23 protein-coding genes are annotated in these 21,867 nt (G+C 62.1%); 10 read left to right on the top strand and 13 right to left on the bottom strand.

Annotation, left to right across the window (positions count from 1 at the left end):
• Nucleotides 1-358 precede the first annotated feature (358 nt).
• Genes AC1DX3_RS14540 through AC1DX3_RS14550 form a run of 3 tightly spaced genes read right to left on the bottom strand, consistent with a single transcriptional unit; the run spans nucleotide 359 to nucleotide 4,746 of the window.
• Nucleotides 359-1,231: an SPFH domain-containing protein gene (locus AC1DX3_RS14540; protein WP_476990034.1), complete on the bottom strand. Its 873-nt coding sequence runs from the start codon at nucleotides 1,229-1,231 to the stop codon at nucleotides 359-361.
• Nucleotides 1,232-1,285: 54 nt separating this feature from the next.
• The gene (locus AC1DX3_RS14545; RefSeq protein WP_476990035.1) at nucleotides 1,286-1,720 is read right to left on the bottom strand and encodes an NADAR family protein; all 435 of its coding nucleotides are present in this window, start codon (nucleotides 1,718-1,720) and stop codon (nucleotides 1,286-1,288) included.
• The gene (locus AC1DX3_RS14550; protein WP_476990036.1) at nucleotides 1,717-4,746 is read right to left on the bottom strand and encodes a tetratricopeptide repeat protein; all 3,030 of its coding nucleotides are present in this window, start codon (nucleotides 4,744-4,746) and stop codon (nucleotides 1,717-1,719) included. Before AC1DX3_RS14550 ends, AC1DX3_RS14545 begins: the two co-directional genes overlap by 4 nt.
• 246 nt (nucleotides 4,747-4,992) lie before the next feature.
• Between AC1DX3_RS14550 and AC1DX3_RS14555 the strand changes: the two genes are divergently transcribed.
• A complete protein-coding gene (locus AC1DX3_RS14555) occupies nucleotides 4,993-5,175 on the top strand; it encodes a hypothetical protein (RefSeq protein WP_476990037.1) in 183 nt (60 codons plus the stop codon).
• A 1-nt stretch (nucleotide 5,176) separates the two neighbouring features.
• Here the strand turns inward: AC1DX3_RS14555 and AC1DX3_RS14560 are convergent, their stop codons facing one another.
• From AC1DX3_RS14560 to AC1DX3_RS14575, 4 genes are all read right to left on the bottom strand, one after another.
• The gene (locus tag AC1DX3_RS14560; protein WP_476990038.1) at nucleotides 5,177-6,049 is read right to left on the bottom strand and encodes a MotE family protein; all 873 of its coding nucleotides are present in this window, start codon (nucleotides 6,047-6,049) and stop codon (nucleotides 5,177-5,179) included.
• Between the two features lie 6 nt (nucleotides 6,050-6,055).
• On the bottom strand, nucleotides 6,056-6,820 hold the full coding sequence (locus tag AC1DX3_RS14565) for a DUF6468 domain-containing protein (protein WP_476990039.1): 765 nt from the start codon (nucleotides 6,818-6,820) through the stop codon (nucleotides 6,056-6,058).
• A gap of 13 nt (nucleotides 6,821-6,833) precedes the next feature.
• A complete protein-coding gene (gene fliM, locus AC1DX3_RS14570; RefSeq protein ID WP_476990226.1) occupies nucleotides 6,834-7,874 on the bottom strand; it encodes a flagellar motor switch protein FliM in 1,041 nt (346 codons plus the stop codon).
• A gap of 125 nt (nucleotides 7,875-7,999) precedes the next feature.
• Complete coding sequence (locus AC1DX3_RS14575; RefSeq protein ID WP_476990040.1) at nucleotides 8,000-8,617, bottom strand: flagellar basal body-associated FliL family protein; 618 nt, start codon at nucleotides 8,615-8,617, stop codon at nucleotides 8,000-8,002.
• Between the two features lie 345 nt (nucleotides 8,618-8,962).
• On the opposite strand from AC1DX3_RS14575, the gene flgF reads away from it, so the two are divergent.
• From flgF to AC1DX3_RS14600, 5 genes are all read left to right on the top strand, one after another.
• Entirely contained in the window at nucleotides 8,963-9,712 is a 750-nt protein-coding gene (gene flgF, locus AC1DX3_RS14580) for a flagellar basal-body rod protein FlgF (protein ID WP_476990041.1), read from the top strand.
• An 11-nt stretch (nucleotides 9,713-9,723) separates the two neighbouring features.
• On the top strand, nucleotides 9,724-10,515 hold the full coding sequence (flgG, locus tag AC1DX3_RS14585; protein ID WP_476990042.1) for a flagellar basal-body rod protein FlgG: 792 nt from the start codon (nucleotides 9,724-9,726) through the stop codon (nucleotides 10,513-10,515).
• 157 nt (nucleotides 10,516-10,672) lie between these two features.
• Complete coding sequence (gene flgA / locus AC1DX3_RS14590) at nucleotides 10,673-11,362, top strand: flagellar basal body P-ring formation chaperone FlgA (protein ID WP_476990043.1); 690 nt, start codon at nucleotides 10,673-10,675, stop codon at nucleotides 11,360-11,362.
• Between the two features lie 13 nt (nucleotides 11,363-11,375).
• Nucleotides 11,376-12,104 (top strand): flagellar basal body L-ring protein FlgH, encoded by a 729-nt coding sequence (gene flgH, locus AC1DX3_RS14595; protein ID WP_476990044.1) that lies wholly within the window; start codon nucleotides 11,376-11,378, stop codon nucleotides 12,102-12,104.
• A 41-nt stretch (nucleotides 12,105-12,145) separates the two neighbouring features.
• Nucleotides 12,146-13,384 (top strand): hypothetical protein, encoded by a 1,239-nt coding sequence (locus AC1DX3_RS14600; RefSeq protein WP_476990045.1) that lies wholly within the window; start codon nucleotides 12,146-12,148, stop codon nucleotides 13,382-13,384.
• An 11-nt stretch (nucleotides 13,385-13,395) separates the two neighbouring features.
• Here AC1DX3_RS14600 and AC1DX3_RS14605 read toward each other — a convergent pair whose 3' ends face one another.
• The gene (locus AC1DX3_RS14605; protein ID WP_476990046.1) at nucleotides 13,396-14,463 is read right to left on the bottom strand and encodes a quinone-dependent dihydroorotate dehydrogenase; all 1,068 of its coding nucleotides are present in this window, start codon (nucleotides 14,461-14,463) and stop codon (nucleotides 13,396-13,398) included.
• On the bottom strand, nucleotides 14,460-14,948 hold the full coding sequence (locus AC1DX3_RS14610) for a SixA phosphatase family protein (protein ID WP_476990047.1): 489 nt from the start codon (nucleotides 14,946-14,948) through the stop codon (nucleotides 14,460-14,462). The genes AC1DX3_RS14605 and AC1DX3_RS14610 overlap by 4 nt, the downstream gene beginning before the upstream one ends.
• A gap of 211 nt (nucleotides 14,949-15,159) precedes the next feature.
• Here AC1DX3_RS14610 and AC1DX3_RS14615 point away from each other — a divergent pair, with 211 nt between their 5' ends.
• A complete protein-coding gene (locus tag AC1DX3_RS14615; protein ID WP_476990048.1) occupies nucleotides 15,160-15,651 on the top strand; it encodes a CAP domain-containing protein in 492 nt (163 codons plus the stop codon).
• Between the two features lie 33 nt (nucleotides 15,652-15,684).
• Here AC1DX3_RS14615 and AC1DX3_RS14620 read toward each other — a convergent pair whose 3' ends face one another.
• Nucleotides 15,685-16,425 (bottom strand): class I SAM-dependent methyltransferase, encoded by a 741-nt coding sequence (locus AC1DX3_RS14620; RefSeq protein WP_476990049.1) that lies wholly within the window; start codon nucleotides 16,423-16,425, stop codon nucleotides 15,685-15,687.
• A gap of 71 nt (nucleotides 16,426-16,496) precedes the next feature.
• Between AC1DX3_RS14620 and gloB the strand changes: the two genes are divergently transcribed.
• Entirely contained in the window at nucleotides 16,497-17,243 is a 747-nt protein-coding gene (gene gloB, locus AC1DX3_RS14625) for a hydroxyacylglutathione hydrolase (RefSeq protein WP_476990050.1), read from the top strand.
• Here gloB and AC1DX3_RS14630 read toward each other — a convergent pair whose 3' ends face one another.
• From AC1DX3_RS14630 to AC1DX3_RS14640, 3 genes are all read right to left on the bottom strand, one after another.
• Nucleotides 17,244-18,044 carry a DUF4908 domain-containing protein gene (locus AC1DX3_RS14630; protein WP_476990051.1) on the bottom strand — a complete coding sequence of 267 codons (801 nt, stop codon included), beginning with the start codon at nucleotides 18,042-18,044 and terminating at the stop codon, nucleotides 17,244-17,246. It abuts the gene before it with no gap.
• Nucleotides 18,045-18,301: 257 nt separating this feature from the next.
• The gene (gene phbB, locus AC1DX3_RS14635) at nucleotides 18,302-19,024 is read right to left on the bottom strand and encodes an acetoacetyl-CoA reductase (protein ID WP_476990052.1); all 723 of its coding nucleotides are present in this window, start codon (nucleotides 19,022-19,024) and stop codon (nucleotides 18,302-18,304) included.
• Between the two features lie 21 nt (nucleotides 19,025-19,045).
• Nucleotides 19,046-20,227, bottom strand: a complete 1,182-nt coding sequence (locus AC1DX3_RS14640; RefSeq protein WP_476990053.1) for an acetyl-CoA C-acetyltransferase — start codon at nucleotides 20,225-20,227, stop codon at nucleotides 19,046-19,048.
• Nucleotides 20,228-20,647: 420 nt separating this feature from the next.
• Between AC1DX3_RS14640 and phaR the strand changes: the two genes are divergently transcribed.
• Both phaR and AC1DX3_RS14650 read left to right on the top strand, forming a co-directional pair.
• Entirely contained in the window at nucleotides 20,648-21,298 is a 651-nt protein-coding gene (gene phaR, locus AC1DX3_RS14645; RefSeq protein WP_476990054.1) for a polyhydroxyalkanoate synthesis repressor PhaR, read from the top strand.
• Nucleotides 21,299-21,331: 33 nt separating this feature from the next.
• Nucleotides 21,332-21,601, top strand: coding sequence for a hypothetical protein (locus tag AC1DX3_RS14650; protein ID WP_476990055.1), 270 nt, complete (start codon nucleotides 21,332-21,334; stop codon nucleotides 21,599-21,601).
• Nucleotides 21,602-21,867: the final 266 nt, after the last annotated feature.

Genomic DNA, 21,867 nt, shown 5'->3' on the forward strand with positions numbered 1-21,867 from the left:
ACGGCGCCTCTTGCAAGAAGAGACTCAAATGTCCAAAGGTTTCGGATAAGGTCCGATGGGATAAATCGGATGGGTCTTGTGCCGAGACTTCGACTGTCAGACTAGAGGATAGAGTTCGCTGGGCTCGATATCCTGGGTCTGCTTGAGTTGCCGCGCATGTTTAGCTTGCGGCTTCTATATGTATGTGRCGATCATGTGCCTTTATTCGCCTTCATCGCCCCGAAAAACTGTATCAACCGGGCGACGCACATATATTACGCTTGTGCGAGATGAGATAAAAGCGAATCCGGACGCATATCACGCGGATGTGAATACAGGCGGAAATGTGGCAAGGTTAATGCGACTTGGTCTTAGCGCGTTACCGCTTATCGATATTGACGAAGGGCACCGAGCCGCCGGTCACGGTCGGCAGGTGGCCGTCCCACTTTTCGATGGCGCGCAACTGCACGACTTCCGGGCTGGAGGCGATCGATACCGCCAGCAAGCGGTTGGATTCGGCCTGGCCGCGCGCCTGTTCGATCTGAGCATCGGCCTGGGCCTTGGCGACCGCTACCTGGGCCTGGGCGGCCGAGGCGTCGGCGTCGGCCTTGGTTTTCATCTGGATTGAGTCGAGAATCACCTGCGGGTAGCGGATGGTGCCGATCCAGTCCAGTTGGCTGATATTGACGCCCTGGGGCTCCCATTTGCGATTGACGCGCGCCAGGGCCTTTTGGATGACGACCTGACGGCCGCCGCGGTAAAGATATTCGACGCTGACCAGTTCGGTTTCGGCGGCGATGGCCGAGCGCACGTCGTTACGGATCGGCCCTTCGAAGAGTTGGTCGAAGCTCAGGCGATAACGCGTGTAAAGCGATGGCGCCTTGGATGGATCGATGCGCATGACCAGCTGCACGTCCGCCGTCATCGGCAGGGCGTTGTTGTCGCTGAAGGTGATTTCTTCATTCTCCGGCCCGCGTTCGTCTACCTCCTTGGTATAGGTATAGGTGCGCTGGATGACCGGGAACTCGGCAATGCGTTCGCCGAGAAGATTAATATGCCAACCCGAGGGCACGGGCGTCGCGTCGACGCCGGCATTGGGGCCCAGGGTGCGGATCTTGACCCCGACATTGCCGGGTTGGATGGTCTGGCCGCAGGAGACAAGACCGCCGAGCGCCAGGATGAGCGCCACACCGCCGATGACAGGAAAACGCCACTTGCCGGCCAAAGCCGTACCCGAATTGATCGTAACCATGTGCCGTCCCTTTGTGATTCTGGCGGTACCATAGAGGGTTTGTCTTAATAGCGGTTAAAGGGAACGCAGTTCGCCGCGGACCCGCTGCAGGATGAGGCCCAGGCGATTTTCCCCGCTGCCGTCGCCACCGACGCCCCAATAATAGTCGCCCGGCGCAGCTTCACCCAGGTCTTCTTCGCCGGTGGACAGCAGCAATTCGGCCAAGACCTTGTGGGTGCGAAACTTGGTGCGCACGGCCGCCAGCATGACGGCGTCGCGCATCTCGTCCCAATCGGGCCGAATCGGAAATTCGCGGGTGCGACCCAGCGCCTTGGCCATCTTGGGCGTCGAGGCTTTGTTGATGCGTTGCCGGTAAGCCTCGTCGCTGAACTTCTGCGCCTGGAAATAGTGTTCGACCGTCTTCCACCACACGCCATCCATCTCGATGCCATGGGGAGAGAAATTGGAAAATTCGCTGAAGGCTTCGGTCTGCGAATAGAAGTAGATCATGCCTTCTTCGCGGGCGGCGGCGTGGCGGCGACGGCCTTGGCCGCGGCATTGTCCTTTTCGCGGAACTTCTTTTTCATGCCGGCGACCCAGCCCGCGAAGCTGTCGGTCGCGGCCGCCGCCAGGGCAAAGTCCCGGGCATTGACGGCGCCGCCGTCCATGGGCGCCAGGGCCACGCGCAGCGCATCGGGCGATGACGCCGTGTCGGCGAACTTGCCGAAGCGGCCGGACAGGCGCGTCAAGGAGGCCTGGTCCTTGAGCAGGCTATAGGCGACGCCGGCGCGGATCAGCCGGCTCTCGTCGCTCAGGGTCAGCGGCGTGTCGCTCTTGTAGCGGTCGCCCAATTGGCGCTCCAGCACCGCGGCGGCCTTGGCCCAGTCCGATTGCCGCCAGTAGATATCGGCACGGACGTCTTCGCCATCGGCYGAATTTTCGTTGCCCAGGGCATCGAGCGCCTTGTCGGGCTCGTTGAGTTCGTTGAGCGCCCGCGCTTCCAGCACCCGGCGCTCGGACATGACGCTTTTCGGCAGCAGGGTGGTGCGCGTGCTCCACAGGGTCTGCAAGGCTTTTTGCGGGTCGTGGTTCATCAGGTAGATTGCCGCAAGGTCCGCCGCCACCGCCGACTTGCCCACCCCGTCCAGGCGGTTATTGACCTGGTAGTTGAGCAGGTCCGCCGCCTGGTCCAGCAAGTCGACATCGACGAGCCGGCGCACGATCCGGCGCACCATTTCGTCGCCGTCGGCGCCGATCGGCGTCAGCTCCTTGAAGTCGTTGAACAGGCCGAGCGCCTCGATCGGTTGCAGGCCGTCGGCCATGCCGCCGAGGAAGAGGCTGCGGAAGGCGGTATTGAGCGAGGTCTGGATCTGCAAGGCCTGGGGGCTGTCCTTGAAGGCCTGACCGCCACCGCGCAAGGTCGCCAGGGCCTCGCGATAGCGGCCCTGCGACAGGTAGATCTGCCCCATATCGCTGACCAATTGCAGCTCGGTATCGTCGCCACGCCAGCGGAAACGCAGGGTATCGAGCACGGCCAGGGTCTTGTCGGCCGACAGCTGGTTCAGTTGATAGGACAGCATGGCGGCGTGCATCATGGCCGGCGCGGCGATGCTGTCGTCCGACGCGCGCGCGCAGGCCTGATAGACTTTCAGGGCCCGCGCCTTGTCGCCGCTGGCCTCGATGATCTGGGCGTCGATGAGATAGGCGGCCAGTTTGTCGAGCGGCTCGACGTCCTGCGAGACGGCATAGCCGATCATCGCTTCGGCGGTCTTCTGATCCTTGTTCTGCAAGGCGGCATAGGCATAGGCGGCGCCGAATTTCGCCCGCCACTCGGCCGGGAAGGCATCCATGGCCTTGAGGCCGGCCTTGAAGTCCTTTTGCGCGTCGGCGAAATGTCCGCTCTTGGTTTCGGCATAGCCCTGCCACAGCCGGGCCGCCGGATCGGCGATCAATTGCCCTGACGACAGGTCGCCCGTGGCGTCGGCGTAGCGTCCGGACAGCATTAAGGCGGCGACGCGCAGGCCGCGCACCTGGGGATCATCGAGCGCGCGCGGCGCCTGCTTGGCGACCAGGTTGAGGACGCCCTGGGCTTCGTAATAGAGTTTTTGACCGACGAGGAAGCGGGCCAGGGCCAATCGCGCCTTGGTCGGGGCGCCGGCGCCGCCCTGGCCTTCATCGGCGGCGGCCACCTGCAAGGCGTTGTAGCGGCCGAGGAAGCCTTCCTTGGGCGAGGCCGACCAATCGGTGTTGACCAGGCTGGGATAGAGGGCGCTCTTGTATTCGAGCCTGGCCTCGCCGGGTTGGGCATTGGGATCGATCGCCGACAAGGTCAGGCCGTTCGGCCGCGATACCTCGACCAGGTCGCCGTCGAGCACGACCTTGACGTCCGGCGTCATGCGTTCGACGACCACGCCCTGGGCGGTCGAGGCCAGGGTTGCTTCCAGCATGGTGCGGGCGGTTGTCAGGTTCTTGACCGGACCGCGCGCCGTGACGATCGCCATGCGATCACCGACGGACGGATCGCGGATCCAGGCGATCTTGGTGGCGCCGGCCACATTGACATTGACGCCCGGCACACCGGCCGAGTCGTCGCGGATCACCGACACTTCACTGGGCTTGACGTTCGGCGCCTGGCCGCCCAGGCGCACGCGCCAAACCAGGCCGTCATTGAGGACGGAGAGGCTGCCGACCGTCGGCGCCTTCAGGCGCAGGGCGGTAAAGCCGTCATTGTGCGTCCACTGCGCGTCCTGGACGATATTGCCGTCCTTCAGCTCAGGCGGCAAACGCAGGTCGGCCTCGCTGTCGAAAACGATCCATACCGAGTCGCCGCGGCGGAAGACGGCCGAGGCCACCGGTCCGGCAAACGGAAAAGCGATGTCCTTGCCGCCGTCGATCGTATTGACCTCAAGCGCCACCACCGGCACCGATACGGCCGGATTGACATGCTCGCCGGCCGGGGCGGTCTTGGCGGGATCCCCCTTCAGCAGGTCCTGCAGGTTGATGCTGATGCCCTTGCCGTCCTTGGCGTCGGGCTTGGCGGCCGCGGGATCGATCTGGACATAGACGGCGCCGTCTTCACGGCCGAAATGGGTGTCGTAACCGTCGGCGACCTTAAGCCACAGTTCGTTGGCGCGCGGATCGCTTTTCAGGTCGACGGCGGCAATGCCGACCGGCGGATTGGAGCGGATATCGCCGAGGTCCGGCTTCATCTGGCCGGGCAGGCGAATGACGACCTGGCCGTTTTCGCGCCGTACCGAGGCGCGGCTGCCGATGGCGCCGTAGATTTCGATGCGGCCGGACGATTTGTTGCGGCCGACGCGGATGTCGATATCGGAGCGCGAGGCGACCTGGCCGAGATTGAGCGTATCGCCCGCCGCTATGCCGGTCAGGCCGAAACTGGCCGCCGCCACAATGGCCGCCGTCGTGCGCAGGGCCATGTTGAGGCTCAGGGGCCGGGTTTTGGTTTTCGGCCGTTCCTGTTCCAGCAGCAGGCGCGCGCGTTCGACAGCGCGTTGCAGCGGCAGGGTCTTGCTCACGGAAGACGGTTTTCGGGCACGAATCATAGCCCGTTAACCATGGCTAAGATCGGTTTAACCTTTGTTAACACGGGCGAGAAAATATCCCTGGATTTCAAGGGAAACGCGGCCCAATCCGCCACAATTGCCCTGAAAAAGACCCGAGTTTCCTTACCTCGCCCTTGTAACTCGCTGTAACAAACGGAATGGCTTCGTGATCCGACCCCGCCTATCCTGATATGGTCGAGAATAACCGAGGTCATTGCCATGTATCATGTCATCGTTCGTCAATCCGCCCGCTCCTCCGCCGCCCATGCGGCCAAGGGTTCGCGCCGTTTGAGCACCGACGCGATGTTCAGCCAGCTGGTCGAAACCTCGGATGCCATGCGCCATGCCTGCGGCTTCGATTCGGAGCTTTTTGCGGCGATGCAGGGCTTGGCGGCCCGATAGTTTACTTGCCTTTTTTCGGGGCCGCGGCCGCCGGTTTGGCGGCGGCCTGAGCCGGTGCGTTGGCCGGCGGTGACGCCGCAGCCGTGCCGCCATTGGTGACCTTGTTCAGCTGTTGCTGCAAGCCATTGGCCTGCTGCATGCGCTTGGCCAGTTTTTCCGTCAAATCCTTCGCCGCATCCGGCGTCATGGCGCCCAGGATCGCCGCCAGGGCGCGGTCCTTCATTTGCGCGGCAATCGGCAGGCGGACATCGTCGGCCATGATGGTCATGGCGGCGGCGGCGTCCTTCGGTTTCATCGCCGCATAGACGGACACCAGGCGCGTCGTATCGTCGTTTTGCACCTTGGTCGCCTGGTCGAGCAGGCCCTGGATTTGCCCTTTGAGGTCGGTCAGTTGCTGGATGCGGGCATCGAGCTTGGCGTCGGCGGCATCGACCAGTTGGCCGCGCGTATTGAGTTGAGCTTCGCGTTGGTCCAGCTGGGCGCGGCGGGTACCGAGATTTTGCAGGATCTGCAGTTCGCTGGGCGACATGCCGGCCTGTTTGGCCAGGTCGTCGATCGAGGTGGCGCAGATCGGCGCCACCGGCGCGGTCGCCGCGGCGTCGCTGGCCGAGGCGCCGGCGGCGGCGGCCATCAGGGCAGGATCGACCGTATAGCTTTCGCTCGGATCGTCGCCTTTTCCGGTCTCGTCGGCTTTCGCCTTGGCAGTCGGCTTCGTATCGGCCTTTTTGGCCTCCGCCTTCTTCGTCGTATCCGCGGCAAAGGCTTGGGCGGCATGGAACATGTCCGGCACGGCGTCGAGGCTGGTGATCGCCTTCATGGCCAGAACACCGGCCACGGCAACGAAGACGATGGGAAGGAAACGCGGCATGGCCATGGGTTACTATCTCTTAAAAGGGGGCGTTTTGCGGCCCTGGGGCGCGGCGTCCGTCGTCGGGCCGCCGAACAGGTCGTCTTCCAACGACGAAACCTGCCGCGTGGGCAGGGTCAGGGTGCGCATCATTTCGTTCAGATTGGCGACGACCAGTTCCGACATCTGGACCTTGTCGAGCATGTCGCTGTCGTCCTCGGGCTTGACCTCGGGCAACCGGCTGTAGCCGTTGCGAGGCCTGGCCGGAGGTATGGCCGGTGGTGGCGTGTCGTCGCGGATGATGTCGCGATCGAACGGACGGCGGGTTTCGGGTCTGGAGGCTTCAGGTTTGGGCACCGGCTCGTCGTCATAGCGCGACCGCGCCGGTTCCGGCATCCGCATGGGCGCCTGGATGACGGGGGCCTGCAAGACTGGTGCCTGATAACGGGCGGCTTCCTGACGCATGGTCTGCATCGTGTCGAAGGTGGTCAGGCCCTTGTCCAGTTCGCGTTGCACGCGTTCGGCGCGCGCCACCTGGGTATCGAGCTTGTGCAAGATGTCGCGCGCCGCCAGAACACGGCCGTGCAGCAAATCCTGGGATTCGTCGGCGTGGCCGCGCAACTCCTTCAGCGAAGCATGGGCGCGGATGGCGGCATCGTCGAGATCGTGGACCGCCTTGGCGAAACCTTCGTGGGCTGCGCGGAGCGCCACCAGCTTCTTGTCGAGGCGCAGGCCCAGGAGCACCGCCACGATGAGCAGTACGCCGAGAACGACATCCATAATCAAGGTCAAGCTCATGACCCGCGGCCCCCTACTTCTTCTTGAACTGCGTCAAGCGGCGCTTGGTCGTCGAAGCCAAGGGCGCGTCGACCCTGACCGCGATATTGTGCCCCTTGCGCCCCATCCGCCCGGTCGTCAGCGGAATGCTGCCGCAACGCAGCTGTACCGGAGAATCATGCTGCGCATTGAGCACAATCGTCTCTCCGACCTTCAGGTTCAAGACCTGAGACAAAGGTAACTGCTGTTCGTCGAGGACGGCGCGCACTTCCATCTGGGTCGTCCACAATTCGGTGGCCAGGTGGCTTTCCCAGATATTGTCGCGGCCGAACTTTTCGCCCATGAATTGCTGCAGCAGCATTTTACGGATCGGCTCCAGGGTGGCATAGGGCAACAGGAGCTCAATACGGCCGCCGCGGTCTTCCATGTCGATGCGCAGCTTGACCAGGATGGCGGCGTTGGCCGGGCGGGCGATGGCGGCGAAACGCGGATTGGTTTCCAGGCGGTCGAGGTTGAAATTGACGGCGGTCAGCGGCTCGAAGGCGGCGCGGGCGTCGTTGAGCACGACCTCGACCATGCGCTGCACCAGGACCCGTTCGATGGTGGTATAGGGCCGGCCTTCGATGCGCAGCGCGGCGGTGCCGCGGCGGCCGCCCAGCAGGACGTCGACGATCGAATAGATCAGATTGGAATCGACCGTCAGCAGGCCGTAATTGTCGAGCTCCTCGGCGCGGAACACCGCCAGGATAGCCGGCAGGGGGATCGAGTTGAGATAGTCGCCGAAACGGATCGATGAGATGTTGTCGAGCGAGACTTCGACGTTATCGGAGGTGAAGTTGCGCAGCGAGGTGGTCATCAGGCGCACCAGCCGGTCGAAGACGATTTCGAGCATCGGCAGGCGTTCATAGGACACCATGGCCGAATTGATGATCGCCCGGATGCCGGAGCGTTCGTTGTAGTCGTCTTCCGAGAGATCGAAGCCCAGCAGGCTGTCGATTTCATCCTGGTTGAGGATGCGCTCGGCGCCGACGGGCATGTTGAAGCGCTCGCCCATCGAGCCCTGGCCGCCGACCATGGCTTCCCATTCGGCCGCGAGGTCGCCGCCGTCGGCGGTGATGCCGGCGGTCGCAGCCTGGGCTTCGGCGGCAAGTTCCGCCTCCCATGCTGCCATCATGGCTTCCTGATCGACTTCTTCTGCCATCAGGTTACAATCATGTTTTCGATCAGCACGGCGCTGACCTTGTGCGGCGCGATGACCAGGTTGATACGGCGCAGGATTTCGAGACGCAGCTGGTAATTACCTTCGCTGCCGGCCAGGTCTTCCGGGCGCAGTTCGCGGATGAAGCCCTGCAGCACGTCATTGATGCGCGGCATGTTTTCGGTCAGGGTATCGACCGTCTCATCGTCCGGGCATTCGAAGGTCAGTTTGAGCTTGAGGTAGGAAGCGTGACCGTCGGCCGCCTGGATGTTGGCGATGGTGTCGGGCAGGGTGAAATAGGTCGTGCCGTTCGGGCCTTCGGCCGTCGTCGGCTGGGTCTTGGGGTCGACCTTCTCGCCGCCTTCCTTCTTCTCTTCCTTTTTCTTTTCCTTCTTTTCGGGCTTGTGGGCACCCTCCTTGCCGGCTTCCGCTGCGGGCGGGTGCTTGGGGGCCAGGAACAGGAAATAGGCTGCCGCGCCACCGCCGGCCAGGACCAAGACGGCCGCGGCGATAATGACGATCAGCATGGGGAACTTCTTTTTCGGCTTGGCTGCGCCCTCGCCGTCGGCGTCGTCGACGGGCGGCGCCTCTTCCTTTTTCTTCTTATCCGGTTTGGCCAAGCTTAACACCCGTCATGCGCATGGAACCCCGAATGCGCATTCTGAGCCCAAATCTTAAACAATTTTTAAAGCGCCCAAATCGGCGCCTGAACCCTCACTATCGCCAAACATAGTTAACGAGACGTTTTTCGCGTTGCGTTCAGGCGGCATTTTTTGCCGTGTGCCTGTGTGGAGGGATTCGTGGGATCTTGCCACTTATCTTTGCAAATCAAGCCATTAGCGGAATTAACCATGACTGGCACGGCAATTGCACATCTCAAAAATCATGGTTAACGCCGCTGATCGCCAAATCAGCAGCCGTAGCCCTAACCCTTTGAGTTCATTTGTCTAAGAGGAGCCGCGCACATGGATAATGCCAATTATGTCGCCCTGTCGCGCCAGATCACCCTGCAGCGGGAACTGGATATCTCCGCCAATAACCTGGCCAATATGAACACCAATGGCTACAAATTCGAGCAATTGCTGGTCAATTCGCAGTTCGGCGCCCCGGCCTATGACGATCCGATCCGCACGCCTGCCAATTTTGCCTATGACAACGGCGTCGGCCGCAACTTCAGCCAGGGCACCTTTACCCAGACCGGCGCGCCGCTGGACCTGGCCATCGACGGCGAAGGCGCCTTCTTCGTGCTGAGCGGTCCCAAGGGCGATGTCTATACCCGCGACGGCGCCTTCACCATGAGCGACGACGGCGCCTTGATGAACAAAAACGGTCTGCCGGTCCAGGGCGACGGCGGCCCCATCGTGCTGGATCCCAAGAACGGCGAGCCGGTCATTTCGCAGGATGGCATTATCTCGCAAACCCTGCAGGGACAAAGCGTCCGCGTCGGCAGGATCAATATCGTGCGCATCGCCAATATGAGCGACCTGCAAAAAGAGGGCGACGGCACCTATAGCCTGACCACCAATGCGGCCCCGGTGCCGGCGGCCGATGCCCGCCTGCGTCAGGGCTTCCTCGAAGCTTCCAATGTCAATCCGATGGTCGAGGTGACCAAGCTGGTCCAGATCAATCGGGCCTATGCCAGCCTGGCCGCCATCATCGATCAGAACAACCAATTGTCGCGCACGGCCGTCGAACGGCTGGGCCGCGTAGCGTAAGGAGATAACCGATGCGCGCTTTAAGAACCGCCACGACGGGCATGGCCGCCCAGCAGATGAATGTGGAAGTGATTTCCAACAACATCGCCAACATGAACACGATCGGCTTCAAGAAACAGCGGGCCGAATTCCAGGACCTGCTCTATCAGAATGTCGAGCGCATGGGCGCCCAGTCGTCGGATTCCGGCACCGTCGTGCCGACCGGCATCCAGATCGGCGCCGGCGTCAAGACAGGTGCCGTCTACCGCATCATGGAACAGGGCAGCCCGACTCTGACCGGTAACGACTACGACGTCGCCATTGAGGGCAAGGGTTATTTCCAGATCCTGATGCCGTCGGGCGAAACCGCCTATACCCGCGCCGGCAATTTCTCGGTCGACGACCAGGGGCGCCTGGTGACCAGCGACGGTTACCTGGTCCAACCCAATATCAACATCCCGCAGAACTCGACCAGCGTCTCGATCTCCAAATCGGGCGAGGTGTCGGTGAGCCAGGCCGGCACCACGGCCCCGACCATCGTCGGGCAATTGCAGACCGCGACCTTCTATAATGAGGCCGGGCTCGACGCCATCGGCGACAACCTGTTCCTCGAAAGCGGCGCCTCGGGTGCGCCCAATATCTCGACGCCCGGCGATGTCGGCTTCGGCACCTTGTTGCAGCACTATACCGAAAGCTCGAACGTCGACGCCGTCAGCGAAATCACCAACCTGATCGTCGCCCAACGCGCCTATGAGATGAACTCCAAGGTCATCACCACGGCGGACGAAATGCTGCAGACGACCAGCCAGCTGGCACGGGGCTAAGTAGATGAACATTTTTCAGCTCAAGCGCCGCATGGCTCCTCGCATAGGCTCGGGCGGGCGTTCGCCCTTGCCAAGGCCCAAGGGCCTTGGAAAATTCGCTTTAGTCGTCGCCCTTTTGATGGCTCCATCTTTCGCTTTCGCCCAATCGGCCACCCTCGTGCTCAAGTCCGATGTCAGCGACGGCGACGGCACGATCACGCTCGGCGACGTTTTCGATAATGCCGGCGCCCAGTCGGGCGTCGTGCTCGGTACCCGCACCGGCGCCACGGCCATTCTCGATGCCGCCGTCGTCCAGTCGATCGCCGCCCGCAATGGCGCCACCTGGGACAATCCGCGCGGCCTGCGTCGCATCATCGTCAGCGCCGGCGGCGACGGGCAACCGGCGGAACCGGCTTCGGCCGTTATCGGCGACACAGCGACCGGCGGCAATGTCTCGGTCCTGACCTTCGTCCACGCCATGAACAGCGGCGATATCGTCCAACCCGAGGACCTGACCTACCGCCAGGTCGCGGCCACCAGCGGCAATGTCCCCAGCAATGTCCAGGCAGTGATCGGCAAGACGGTGCGCTTTCCCATCCGCGAAGGCGCCATCATCCACACCACCGACCTGACCTCGCCGACCGTTGTCAAGCGTCAGGAATCCGTCTCCGTCACCTGGACCCAGAACGGCCTCAGCCTGACCATGAGCGGCCGGGCGACCAAGGATGGCGCCGTCGGCGATGTGATCCAGGTTCAGAACCCCGTTTCGAAAAAGCTGGTCGACGCTGTCGTTACCGGTCCCGGCGAAGCCGTCGCCGGCCAGGCCGCCGACCAGATGCGTTCCCGTCAATTTCTGTCTTCGCGTTAAAGGATAAAGCCCCATGAAGACCCGTATCCTCCTTGCCGCCACCGCCCTTATCGCCTTGTCGGGCTGCTCTTCGGTCAGAGACGCCGTCAAGGGTCCGCAGATGAGCGCCATGGGCTATCCCGCCGCGCTGGTCCCGCAAGACCAGGCCGTCCTGTACCCGCAGCCGAACACCCAGCCGGCTTCGTCCAATTCGCTGTGGCGCATTGGCGCCCGCACCTTCTTCAACGATCAGCGCGCCCGCAGTGTCGGCGATATCCTGACCGTTCAGGTCGATATCAACGACTCGGCCCAGACCACCAATGCCACCGATCGCTCGCGCTCCGGGTCCTACGACGCGGCGACGCCCAGTATCTTCGGCCTTGAATCGACCCTGGGGAAAATTTTGCCGGGCGCCTATAATGCGTCCAAGGCGCTGGGTGCCGACAGTTCCTCGACTTTTGCCGGCAACGGTTCGGTCAAACGCGCCGAAAAGATCTCGGTGACTATCGCGGCCATAGTTACCGGCGTCCTGCCCAACGGCAATCTGATCATCCAGGGCACCCAGGAGGTCCGCACCGACCGCGAAGTTCGTGTTCTGACCGTGTCCGGCATTGCCCGACCGGAAGATATTTCCTCGACCAATACGATCAAGCATACGCAACTGGCTGAAGCGCGGATTTCCTACGGCGGCCGCGGCGACATCACCAATATGCAAGCGGCTCCGGTGGCGCAAAACCTGATGGACAAGTTCAGTCCGTTCTAAGCACCTAACGCCGACGAATTGACTGCGATCGAGGGGGGGTTATGGGCCTGGGATTGAAAGCCTTCAGCAAGCTGAAACGCGGCCTATTAGGGCTGGGCGGCCCAAGTGGCGATCAAATTTTGCAATGCCTCGCCAATGAAGCCCTGACCTATTGCACCCGCCATGGCATTGAGCCTGTCTATCAAGGCTATGTCGAAGGCAAGATTTGGTATCTCTCCCTTCATCCGGCGGAGGAGCCCGTCAGGTTTCATTCCGACTATGGCGAAGTCCTGATGCAGGCGCGCACGTCGTCGGCCGGCCCCGGTTATCATGCCTTTGTCGTGGGATTTCTCGACCATTGCGAGAAAGCGTTAGGGCTGAGCTGGAAGATCGACGACGAAACCGGCTATGCCGCAAGTCGCGATATCTCCGCGCTGCGCGCTGCTATGGCGGAAGACTTGCAGCAAGATACCGAGTCCCCGAGGTCATCGGAGTACGCTCGTTCGGAGCAATTCGCGCTGTCGCAACCGACGGAATTCAATCTCGTCGAGCCCTCCTACGTTGCCCGCCCCCTCGGACTTTGTGACCTCGCATTTTTTGACAACCCCGATCCGGTAGCCTGGTATTCGTGGTGGGACGACGGCGTTACCGGCGAGGTCGTGCACCGCATGGCGCTATGCCAGTTGTGGATGCACGTCCCCTGGCACCCGGCGCGCGACGACGAAGAGGCGAAAATATTGGTGCGCGCCGCAGGACTGGCGAGGCGGGCAGCCGAGATGGGTCATCCCCTGAGCGAAGACGATGAACGCGATCTGGCCATCTTGATGGACGGCGAGGAACTGGCCGCCCCCGGCGAGCCGGAACGCATCGGTTTCTGGCGCCGGCCGCGGCGGTGGAGCGTGCCTGACGGCTGCTCGGTAATCATGCCGGGCTATGTGTACCGAAGTTACGAACCGGAAGCCAGTCGCCTCCGCCTGACATACGGCGAAAGGGCGGTACAGATGGATGTTTACGCCGCCGACGACGATCCCACCACTGTCGCCTATGCGGAACCGACGGGGGAACTGCCCTGGCCCAGCCTGCCCGGGCGCGAGGAACATATGCGGCTAGACGCCGATGATTTTCGCGCGGTCATATTTCGCGGCGATGCCGAAATAGCCGATGAAACGTCTCTTATCGGCTTGTTTCGGGGATATGAGCGCTTCGTGATTGTCACGGTCACCTATGGCTTCGACAATGAGATTGGCTGGGCAGAGGACGTGATGCGGTCAGTCAAGCTGGAGACACCGGTCGCTCCCTGAACCTGTTTGCTTCAGCCTGTTCCCACGGCCTCGGACACGGACTTGAACCCGTCGGCTTTCAGGCGTTGGACCAGGTCGCGGCGGATATCATCGGCCAGGCCGGGGCCTTTGTAGACCAAGGCCGAATAGAGCTGCACCATCGACGCGCCGGCGCGGATGCGCGCATAGGCATCGGCGCCCGATGAGATACCGCCGGCGCCGATCAGCAGCAACTTGCCGCCGCTGGCCGCGCGCGCCATCTTCAAGGCTTCGGTCGCCAGGCCCAGCAAGGGTTTTCCCGACAACCCACCGGTTTCATTGGCGAAGCGCGATGCCAGATGCGGCCGCGACAAGGTTGTGTTGGAGACGATCAACCCGTCGAGACCATGCGCCATGGCCGAGGCCACCGTATCGGCGATTTCGGATTCGCTCAGGTCCGGCGCGATCTTGAGGAAGATCGGGAAGTTGCGCTCCGAAACCCGCACCAGGGCCTGACGGACATCCTGGACGCGTTCCAGCAATTCATCGAGGTGCGACTTGCCCTGCAGGGCGCGCAGACCCGGCGTATTGGGCGACGAGATATTGATGGTGAAGTAGGAACCGTGGCCCCATAACCGTTTCAGACCGGCGACATAGTCGTCCATGCGGTCGATGGCGTCCTTGTTGGCGCCGATATTGAGGCCGATGACGGCCTTGTGCTTATGGGCGTCGATATGTTCGAGATGGCCGAGGAAAACATCCAGGCCCTTATTGTTGAAGCCCATGCGGTTGATCACCGCCTCGTCTTCGCTGAGGCGAAACAGCCGCGGCTTGGGATTACCGTCCTGGGGCAAGGGCGTCACCGTGCCGCATTCGGCAAATCCGAAGCCCGCGCGCACCATGGCCAGAGGCACCTCGGCATTTTTATCGAACCCTGCCGCCAGGCCGACGCAGTTGGGAAAGTGCAAACTGCCACCGTCGAAGGGCACATCGACCGCCAGTTCCGGCGTCTTCAGCGACGAGACAGGACCAAGACCGGCCTGCAACAGGCCGATCGTCAGCGTGTGGGCCGTCTCGGGCGGCAAAACATGCAGGGCGCGCGTGGCGAGGGCATAGATCATTTGGCGAGATAGAGTCCGTCATAGATCGGCCGGCCGGCGGCATCGACCTCGAAAACGGCGGCGGTCGCCGTGGGGAAGTTGCCGCGCACCTTGTCGACGACCTCGGGGCCGGCGGCGCCTTCGAAGAGATATTCCGCCACGAGATATTGTATGCCGGGATTATGGCCGACAACGAGGACACAGGTGCCATCGTCCTCATGGGCTTCGATCGCATGGCGCAGGGCGTCCGAGCCGGCATTGTAGAAATCTTCCGACACCAGGGCCGGGATATCGCCCAGCACGGCCGCGACCTGGGCAAAGGTGCCTTGCGTCCGCGCCGCCGCCGATACCAGGGCGAAATCGGGTTTGACGCCATAGGCCTTGAGCGCCTGAGCGACGCTGGTGGCTTCGGCTTGGCCGCGCGAGGTCAGTTGACGATCGAAATCCTCGCCGGATTCGGCCTCTTTTTCGGCCTTGGCATGGCGCATGATGACAAGCTGTTTCATGCCCCCTGCTATGGCGGAGAATCGCCTCAAGCGCAATCCGACAAAGTGCCCAGCACTTTTCGGTTAAATTGCGCGCAAAAACAAAACGCTAGAGCAAAACTGCGCAGCATTTTTGCTCTAGCGCCGGGCAAGCGCCACACTTCCTCACAGCATATGTAACTTGGCTTGCCCGCAGCCCAGCCTAAGGTGAACGGGTCAGGGGAACCATGTCGTGCGCACACTTATTCTTGCCGCCATTTTCGCCGCCACCACCACGCAAGCTACGGCCAGTGACTTGTCCGATCAGGTATTGGCCGTCCACAATACCGAGCGTGCCGCCGTCGGGGTGGCGCCGCTGACCTGGAGCGACAGTCTGGCCGAAGGCGCGCAAAGCTGGGCCGATCACCTGGCCAGCATCGATCGTCTGGAACATGCCGGCAATGATATCAATCCGAACGGTGAAAACCTGGCGGCCGGCAGCGCCGGCGGCTATACGGACGGCCAGTTGGCGCAGCTGTGGGCCGATGAGAAGAGTTATTTCGTTTACGGTACTTTTCCGGACGTCAGCAGCGACGGCAACTGGGCCAGTGTCGGTCACTATACCCAGATGGTGTGGCGCAATACGACCGAGGTGGGTTGCGCGCATGCATCCAATGGCAGCAATGATTTTCTGGTGTGCCGATACAGTCCGTCGGGGAACTATATCGGCGAGAAAGTGTATTAAGGCCAGGGGGCACAGCCCCCTGGACCCCGAAACTTAGGCGATTTCTCGGGACGTGGGGACGGGCTGCTGGACGCCCAGGACGCCGCGCAGGTCCTGCAGGATGGAGCTTTGGACCTTTGCCGTGTGGGCGATGAAGGGGCGGCGCCCGGCCTCCATCAAGATCAAGCCACCCTTCAGCGGCCAAATGCGCGGCAGGATGTTTTCCAGCGGACCGGCCCAGCCCAGCAAGGAGCGCAGCGGCGGGGTATAGAGGGCGTAGGACCAGGCGAGCGGCTCCAACTCGGCGTCGCGCAAGGCGCTTTCCAACTGTAAACGGCTGTAGGGTTGGCCGTACCCGAACGGTGTCTTTTCGGCATGGGCCCAGAAGCCGCCGCGTGCCGCCACGGCCAGGATCAGCTTGCCATTGGGCGATAACAGGCGCGACGCTTCCAGCAACAAGCCCTGCGGCACGGGAGATTCTTCCAGGGCATGGACCATCAGGATGCGGTCGAACAAGGCCGTCGGAAACGGCAGGGCGTCCTCTTCGACCAGGGTCGCCCGTACCCGCAGATCGGCCGGCCAGATCTCGGCGCCCTGCCCGGCCGGCATGGCCGCGATCACCCGCCGCGCTTCGTTGAATTGCCCGAGATAGGGTGTGCAATAGCCGATGCCCAGGACATCGAGGCCGCGCACATCGGGCCAGGCCTCCGACAACTTGTCACCGACCAGCTTGCGCGCCACCGTCCCTTCGGAACTGGCATAAAAGCGGTTGAGGTCTTCGACCGAACGGCGCAAACGTCTTTCCTATTTTGAACTGAAACCCTACATAGGTAATCAGTTTACACGATATCAAGGCGTTTCCTACGATGGGCCTAAAAATACACGTCATTCCGTGCCTGACGGACAATTACGGCTTCCTCGCCGTGGACGAAGCCACCGGTCGGGTCGCCTGTATCGACACACCCGAAGCCGCCAAAATCATCGCGGCGGTCGAACGGTTGGGCCTGCACGGCATCGACGTCATTCTCAATACCCACTGGCATCCCGACCATGGCGGCGGCAATGCCGATGTCCAGGCGCGTTTCGGCTGTCCGATCCACGGTCCGGCCGAGGTCGCCAAGCGGTGGCCGCTCGATCATGTCATTGAGGCCGGCGACGTTTATTGGCTGGGCGAAACCCGGCTCGACGTCATCGATCTGGAAGGCCACACGCTGGGGCATATCGGCTATGTCGATGCCAAGGGTGGGAACGCCTTCATCGGCGACACATTGTTTCCGCTCGGTTGCGGTCGCTTGTTCGAAGGCACGCGGGAACAGATGTGGGGCAGCTTGCTGCGCTTAAGCGAACTGCCGGCCGATACGGTGTTGTACAGCGCCCACGAATATACCCTGGCCAGCCTGCGTTTTGCCGAAAGCCTGGGGGAAACCCCGGCCTTGCAGGCGCGGGCGGCCAAGGTCAGGCACATGCGTGAGGATGGGCTGGCGACCGTGCCGTCATTGATAGCCGAGGAAATCGCCACCAATCCGTTCCTCTATTATCCATTGCGGGAAAAGGATTTCGCGGCCCAGGCGGCGAAGTTCGGCGAGCTGAGAGCGGCCAAGGACGTGTTTTGATCAGTGGCCGATGGTCACGTTATAGGAGGCCATCAGCACATTGACGATGCGCTTGGAGGACGGCCGGCCGCCCCATGTACCGCGGCTGGTGTCGAGTTTCAGCACCAGGACGCCGTTGACGACATTGGCGCTGGGCGGGCGGCCTTCGAGCAATTGTACTTGCTGGATCGGCGCCAGGACGCGTTTGCCGTTGTTTTGCGCGGCGACCTTGACGAGCGCGGCGGAAGTGACATCGGCGGCGTCGGCATAGAGATAGTCGGTGCCGGGCGTGACGTCGGGAGCGTCGAAGCCGAGATTGCGGCCGAGGGCAATGCTGGCGCGGCGGCTGGCGCGGACCAGGGTCTGGAACAGCAGGGTCGGCGTCATGCGGCCGGGGACGAAGGCGTCGGCCTTGCCGGTCATGGCGGCGGGATCGCCCATGGGCCGGTCGTCGCTGAATAGGATCATCCCGCCCCAGCGCGAAGATTTCAGCACGGGTTGACCGATATCGTTCTTATAGATGACGTCGCCCTTGGGGCCGGGCGTGGCGGTCAGTGAAAAGACTTCGTTGTCGCCGTCGAAGCGCATCAGCGGCGTGCCACCGGATTCGTCGAGGATAAAGCTTTCGCCGTCTTCCGAGGTAAAGTGCGCGATCTTGGGTGGCGCCTGGGTGCGGCCGTCCTGGCCGTGCCTGGGGCCGAACATGGCGTCCCGGAGCGACTTCATGGCCTGGGCGTTGGCTGACGCCGCGCACGAGACGCTGGCTATCAGCAAACACAACCCGAAAATACGGGCCAGAAGATGGAAAAACGGCTTGTTCATTGGGTCGATTTTTAGGAACCGACTTGGGCAGATTTAAGACGAATGTTAATTAAAATTCAGGCCATTCGCAGGTGCGATAAAGGCGTGACCTTTTGGCCACGCCTCTTTTTCTCTTACTTTTTCTTCTCATGCACCGGCGGCTGAGGCGTCAAGAAGAGTCGAAAAGTATTAGCGTTCGAGCATCCGACGCGACGTGTACGCTTGTACACGAGCTAGGAAGCACAGAACGATGATGCTTTGCAGACCATCTTCACGCCTCAGAGCATGTGTTGGCCGCCGTTGACGGCTATGGTCGCACCCGTAATGAACGACGCCATGTCGGACGCGAGGAAGGCGCAGATCTCGGCGATTTCTTCCGGCGTGCCGAGACGGCCGACGGGGATGCCGGCGACGATCTTTTCCAGCACGGCCGGCGGCACGGCCTGGACCATTTCGGTCGAGGTATAGCCCGGCGCCACGCAGTTGACGGTGATGCCCTTCGACGCCGATTCCATGGCCAGCGCCTTGGTGAAGCCGATCATGCCGGCCTTGGCGGCGGAATAGTTGGTTTGACCGGCCTGGCCCTTTTGGCCGTTGATCGACGAGATATTGATGATGCGGCCGTAATTACGCTCACGCATGCCTTCGATGACCTGGCGGGTCATGTTGAAGACGCTGTCCATATTGGTATGGATGACGTCCTGCCACTGTTCCTTGGTCATCTTGTGGAAGAAGCCGTCGCGGGTGATGCCGGCGTTATTGACCAGGACTTCGATCGGCCCCAGCTTGGCTTCGACTTCCTGGACGGCGCGCTTGCAGTCGTCGAAATTGTCGACGCTGCCCTTGACGATGGTGACGCCGTATTCCTCGGCGACGGCCTTGGCGGCGGCCTCATTACCGGCATAGCCGGCGGCGACGGTCAGGCCGGCATCGACCAGACGCTTGACGATGGCCTTGCCGATGCCGCGCGTACCGCCGGTGACCAGTGCAACTCTACCCATATTCTCTTCTCCCAGGATTTTTTAAACAGATTCAACAGCGAGGGCGACACCCATGCCGCCACCAATACAGAGGGTGGCCAGGCCCTTTTTCGCGCCCGAACGCTGCATTTCGAACAGCAGGGTGGTCAGGACGCGGGCGCCGGAGGCACCGATGGGGTGACCAATGGCGATGGCGCCACCGTTGACATTGACCTTGGACGTGTCCCAGCCGAGTTCGCGATTAACCGAGATGGCCTGGGCGGCGAAGGCTTCATTGGCTTCGATCAGGTCGAGGTCGCCGATCGACCAGTTGGCCTTGGCCAGGGCCTTCAGGGTGGCCTGGATCGGGCCGGTGCCCATGATGGCCGGGTCGACGCCGGAAATGCCGGAGGACACGATGCGGGCCAACGGCTTCAGGCCGCGCTTGTCGGCTTCGGCGCGTGACATCAGCACGACAGCGGCCGCGCCGTCATTGAGACCCGAGGCATTGGCGGCGGTAACCGTGCCGTCCTTGGTGAAGGCCGGGCGCAGGCCGGAAATGCTGTCGATGGTGACGCCGTGACGGATGAATTCGTCCTTGTCGACAACGGTGTCACCCTTGCGGCCCTTGATGGTATAGGGGGCGATTTCGGCGTCGAACTTGCCGGCTTTTTGGGCGGCTTCGGCCTTGTTCTGCGAGGCGACGGCGAAGGCGTCCTGCTCTTCGCGGCTGATGCCGAACTTGGTGGCGATGTTCTCGGCCGTTTGGCCCATGTGATAATTGTTGAAGGCGTCCCACAGGCCGTCCTTGATCATGGTGTCGACCATGGCCAGGTCGCCCATCTTCTGGCCGGCGCGGATATAGGCAGCGTGGGTGGCCATGGACATGCTTTCCTGGCCGCCGGCGACGACGATGGCCGATTCACCGAGCGCGACCTGTGCGGCGCCAAGCGCCACGGCGCGCAGGCCGGAACCGCAGATCTGGTTCAGGGACCAGGCCGGCGCATCGACGGGGATGCCGGCCTTGATCGAGGCCTGGCGGGCCGGGCCCTGGCCCTGGGCGGCCTGGAGAACCTGGCCGAGAATGACTTCGTTGATGTCGGAGGGTTGCAGGCCGGCGCGTTCGACGACGCTCTTGATGACATGGGCGCCAAGATCGTGGGCTGGAATGGCGCCGAAGCTGCCGAGGAACGACCCAACGGCCGTGCGGGCGGCGGCGACAATAACGACTTCATTGACGGACATGACTATTTCTCCTGAGGCAACAAGCGTTTAACGCGAATGGCCGGGGACTTAAGGCACCTGACAGGCGAAAGCAAGTTTCGCGTTTCCTCGAACCCTTGAACACTGGTTTCAGTTTATGACGCCGACCGTGCCCCATCGTGATGAGCGCGTCATGCAAAAAGCGGCCTATTTTCAGCCGTTTCAGTCAACTTTTTGTGCGCAGCACGGCATGCAGCATGATTCTGGGCCGCTTTGGGGGCGCTTTGGGGCCCTTTTGAGCATAAATGGCGCATGACACAATATGTAAGCCATTGAAAACATTCGATCACGGTAGGTTGTGACCCATGCTCTTTACGCACAAGCAAAAAAAGGGTTTACTGGGGTGCAACATAAACGTCGGCACAGACCGCACGCGCAGCAAAAAGTACAGGAGAGACTCAGATGGCCGATACGGCAACGACAACCAAGCGAGCGAAACGCAACGAAGGCGACCGCGTCATTATCAAGAAGTACGCCAACCGGCGGCTGTACAATACGGCCACCAGTTCCTATGTCACGCTCGACAACCTGTCGGACATGGTGCGCCAGGGTGTCGACTTCGTCGTGTTCGACGCCAAGTCCGGCGACGATATCACGCGTTCGGTCCTCGCCCAGATCATCTTCGAAGAGGAGAGCCGCGGGCAAAACCTGCTGCCGATCCAGTTCCTGCGTCAATTGATCAGCTTCTACGGCGACAGCATGCAAAACCTGCTGCCGACCTATCTCGAAATGTCGCTCGACGGTTTCGCCAAGCAGCAGGAGCGTTTCCGCTCGCAGTTTTCGCAGGCTTTCGGCGGCACGCCGGGTCTGGGCTTCTTTGACGAACAGGTATCGCAGAACCTGGCCATGTTCGACCGCGCCATGCGTATGTTCTCGCCCTTCTCGTTTGCCAATGCCGCCGGCGCGACGCCAGGTGCCGCGACCGAAGGCGGCGAAGCTGCGCCGGCCGCTGCGGCTGCGGCGCCCCGCGCCGAGACCAACGAGGTGCGCGAACTGCGTGAGCAGATGGAAGCCATGAAGGCCCAGATCGATCAGCTTGCGAAGAAAAGCTAAAACTGGCCAGGTTTTTGCAGTAGGCTGGTGATCATGAGCGATTCCGACACCAGCCTGCCTGTACCTTCGGGCCCCGTTATCGAGCACACGCCGAATGATGCGCCGCGCCGCAAACCGCGCGTGGGCAGTATGATCGACGATCCTACCTATGCCGCCCAGATTCTCAGTGGCGGCGAGAAGCGCGGCCTACGCGGCGGGCCGGAAACGCTGGGGCGGGCAAAATCGACCTATCTCAAGTCGGAATATTCCGGGTCGAACGACCGCCGACCGGCACCCGGGCGCGTCACCAAGACTGAAATCTAGCCCATTTCGCGTTTGGTAGAAACGCGAAATGGGCTAGCATCTTGTTTTGACGCGCAATTTAACCGAAAAGTGGGCGGCACTTTTCGGATTGCGCTTGCGGTTATTTCGCGGCACGCGACTTGCAACGCCTGACACTCCTCATTCGCGGAGTTGTGCGTGTTGTCGTTTTTCCAGGCTAAAAAATCCCGTCCCGGTGCTTCGCGCCTGCTGACCCGCGCCTTCGATACCCTGGTGGTGACGTTGATTTTCGCGGTGTTCGGGTAAGG

This window comes from Asticcacaulis sp. P2_B1 (assembly GCF_056404915.1).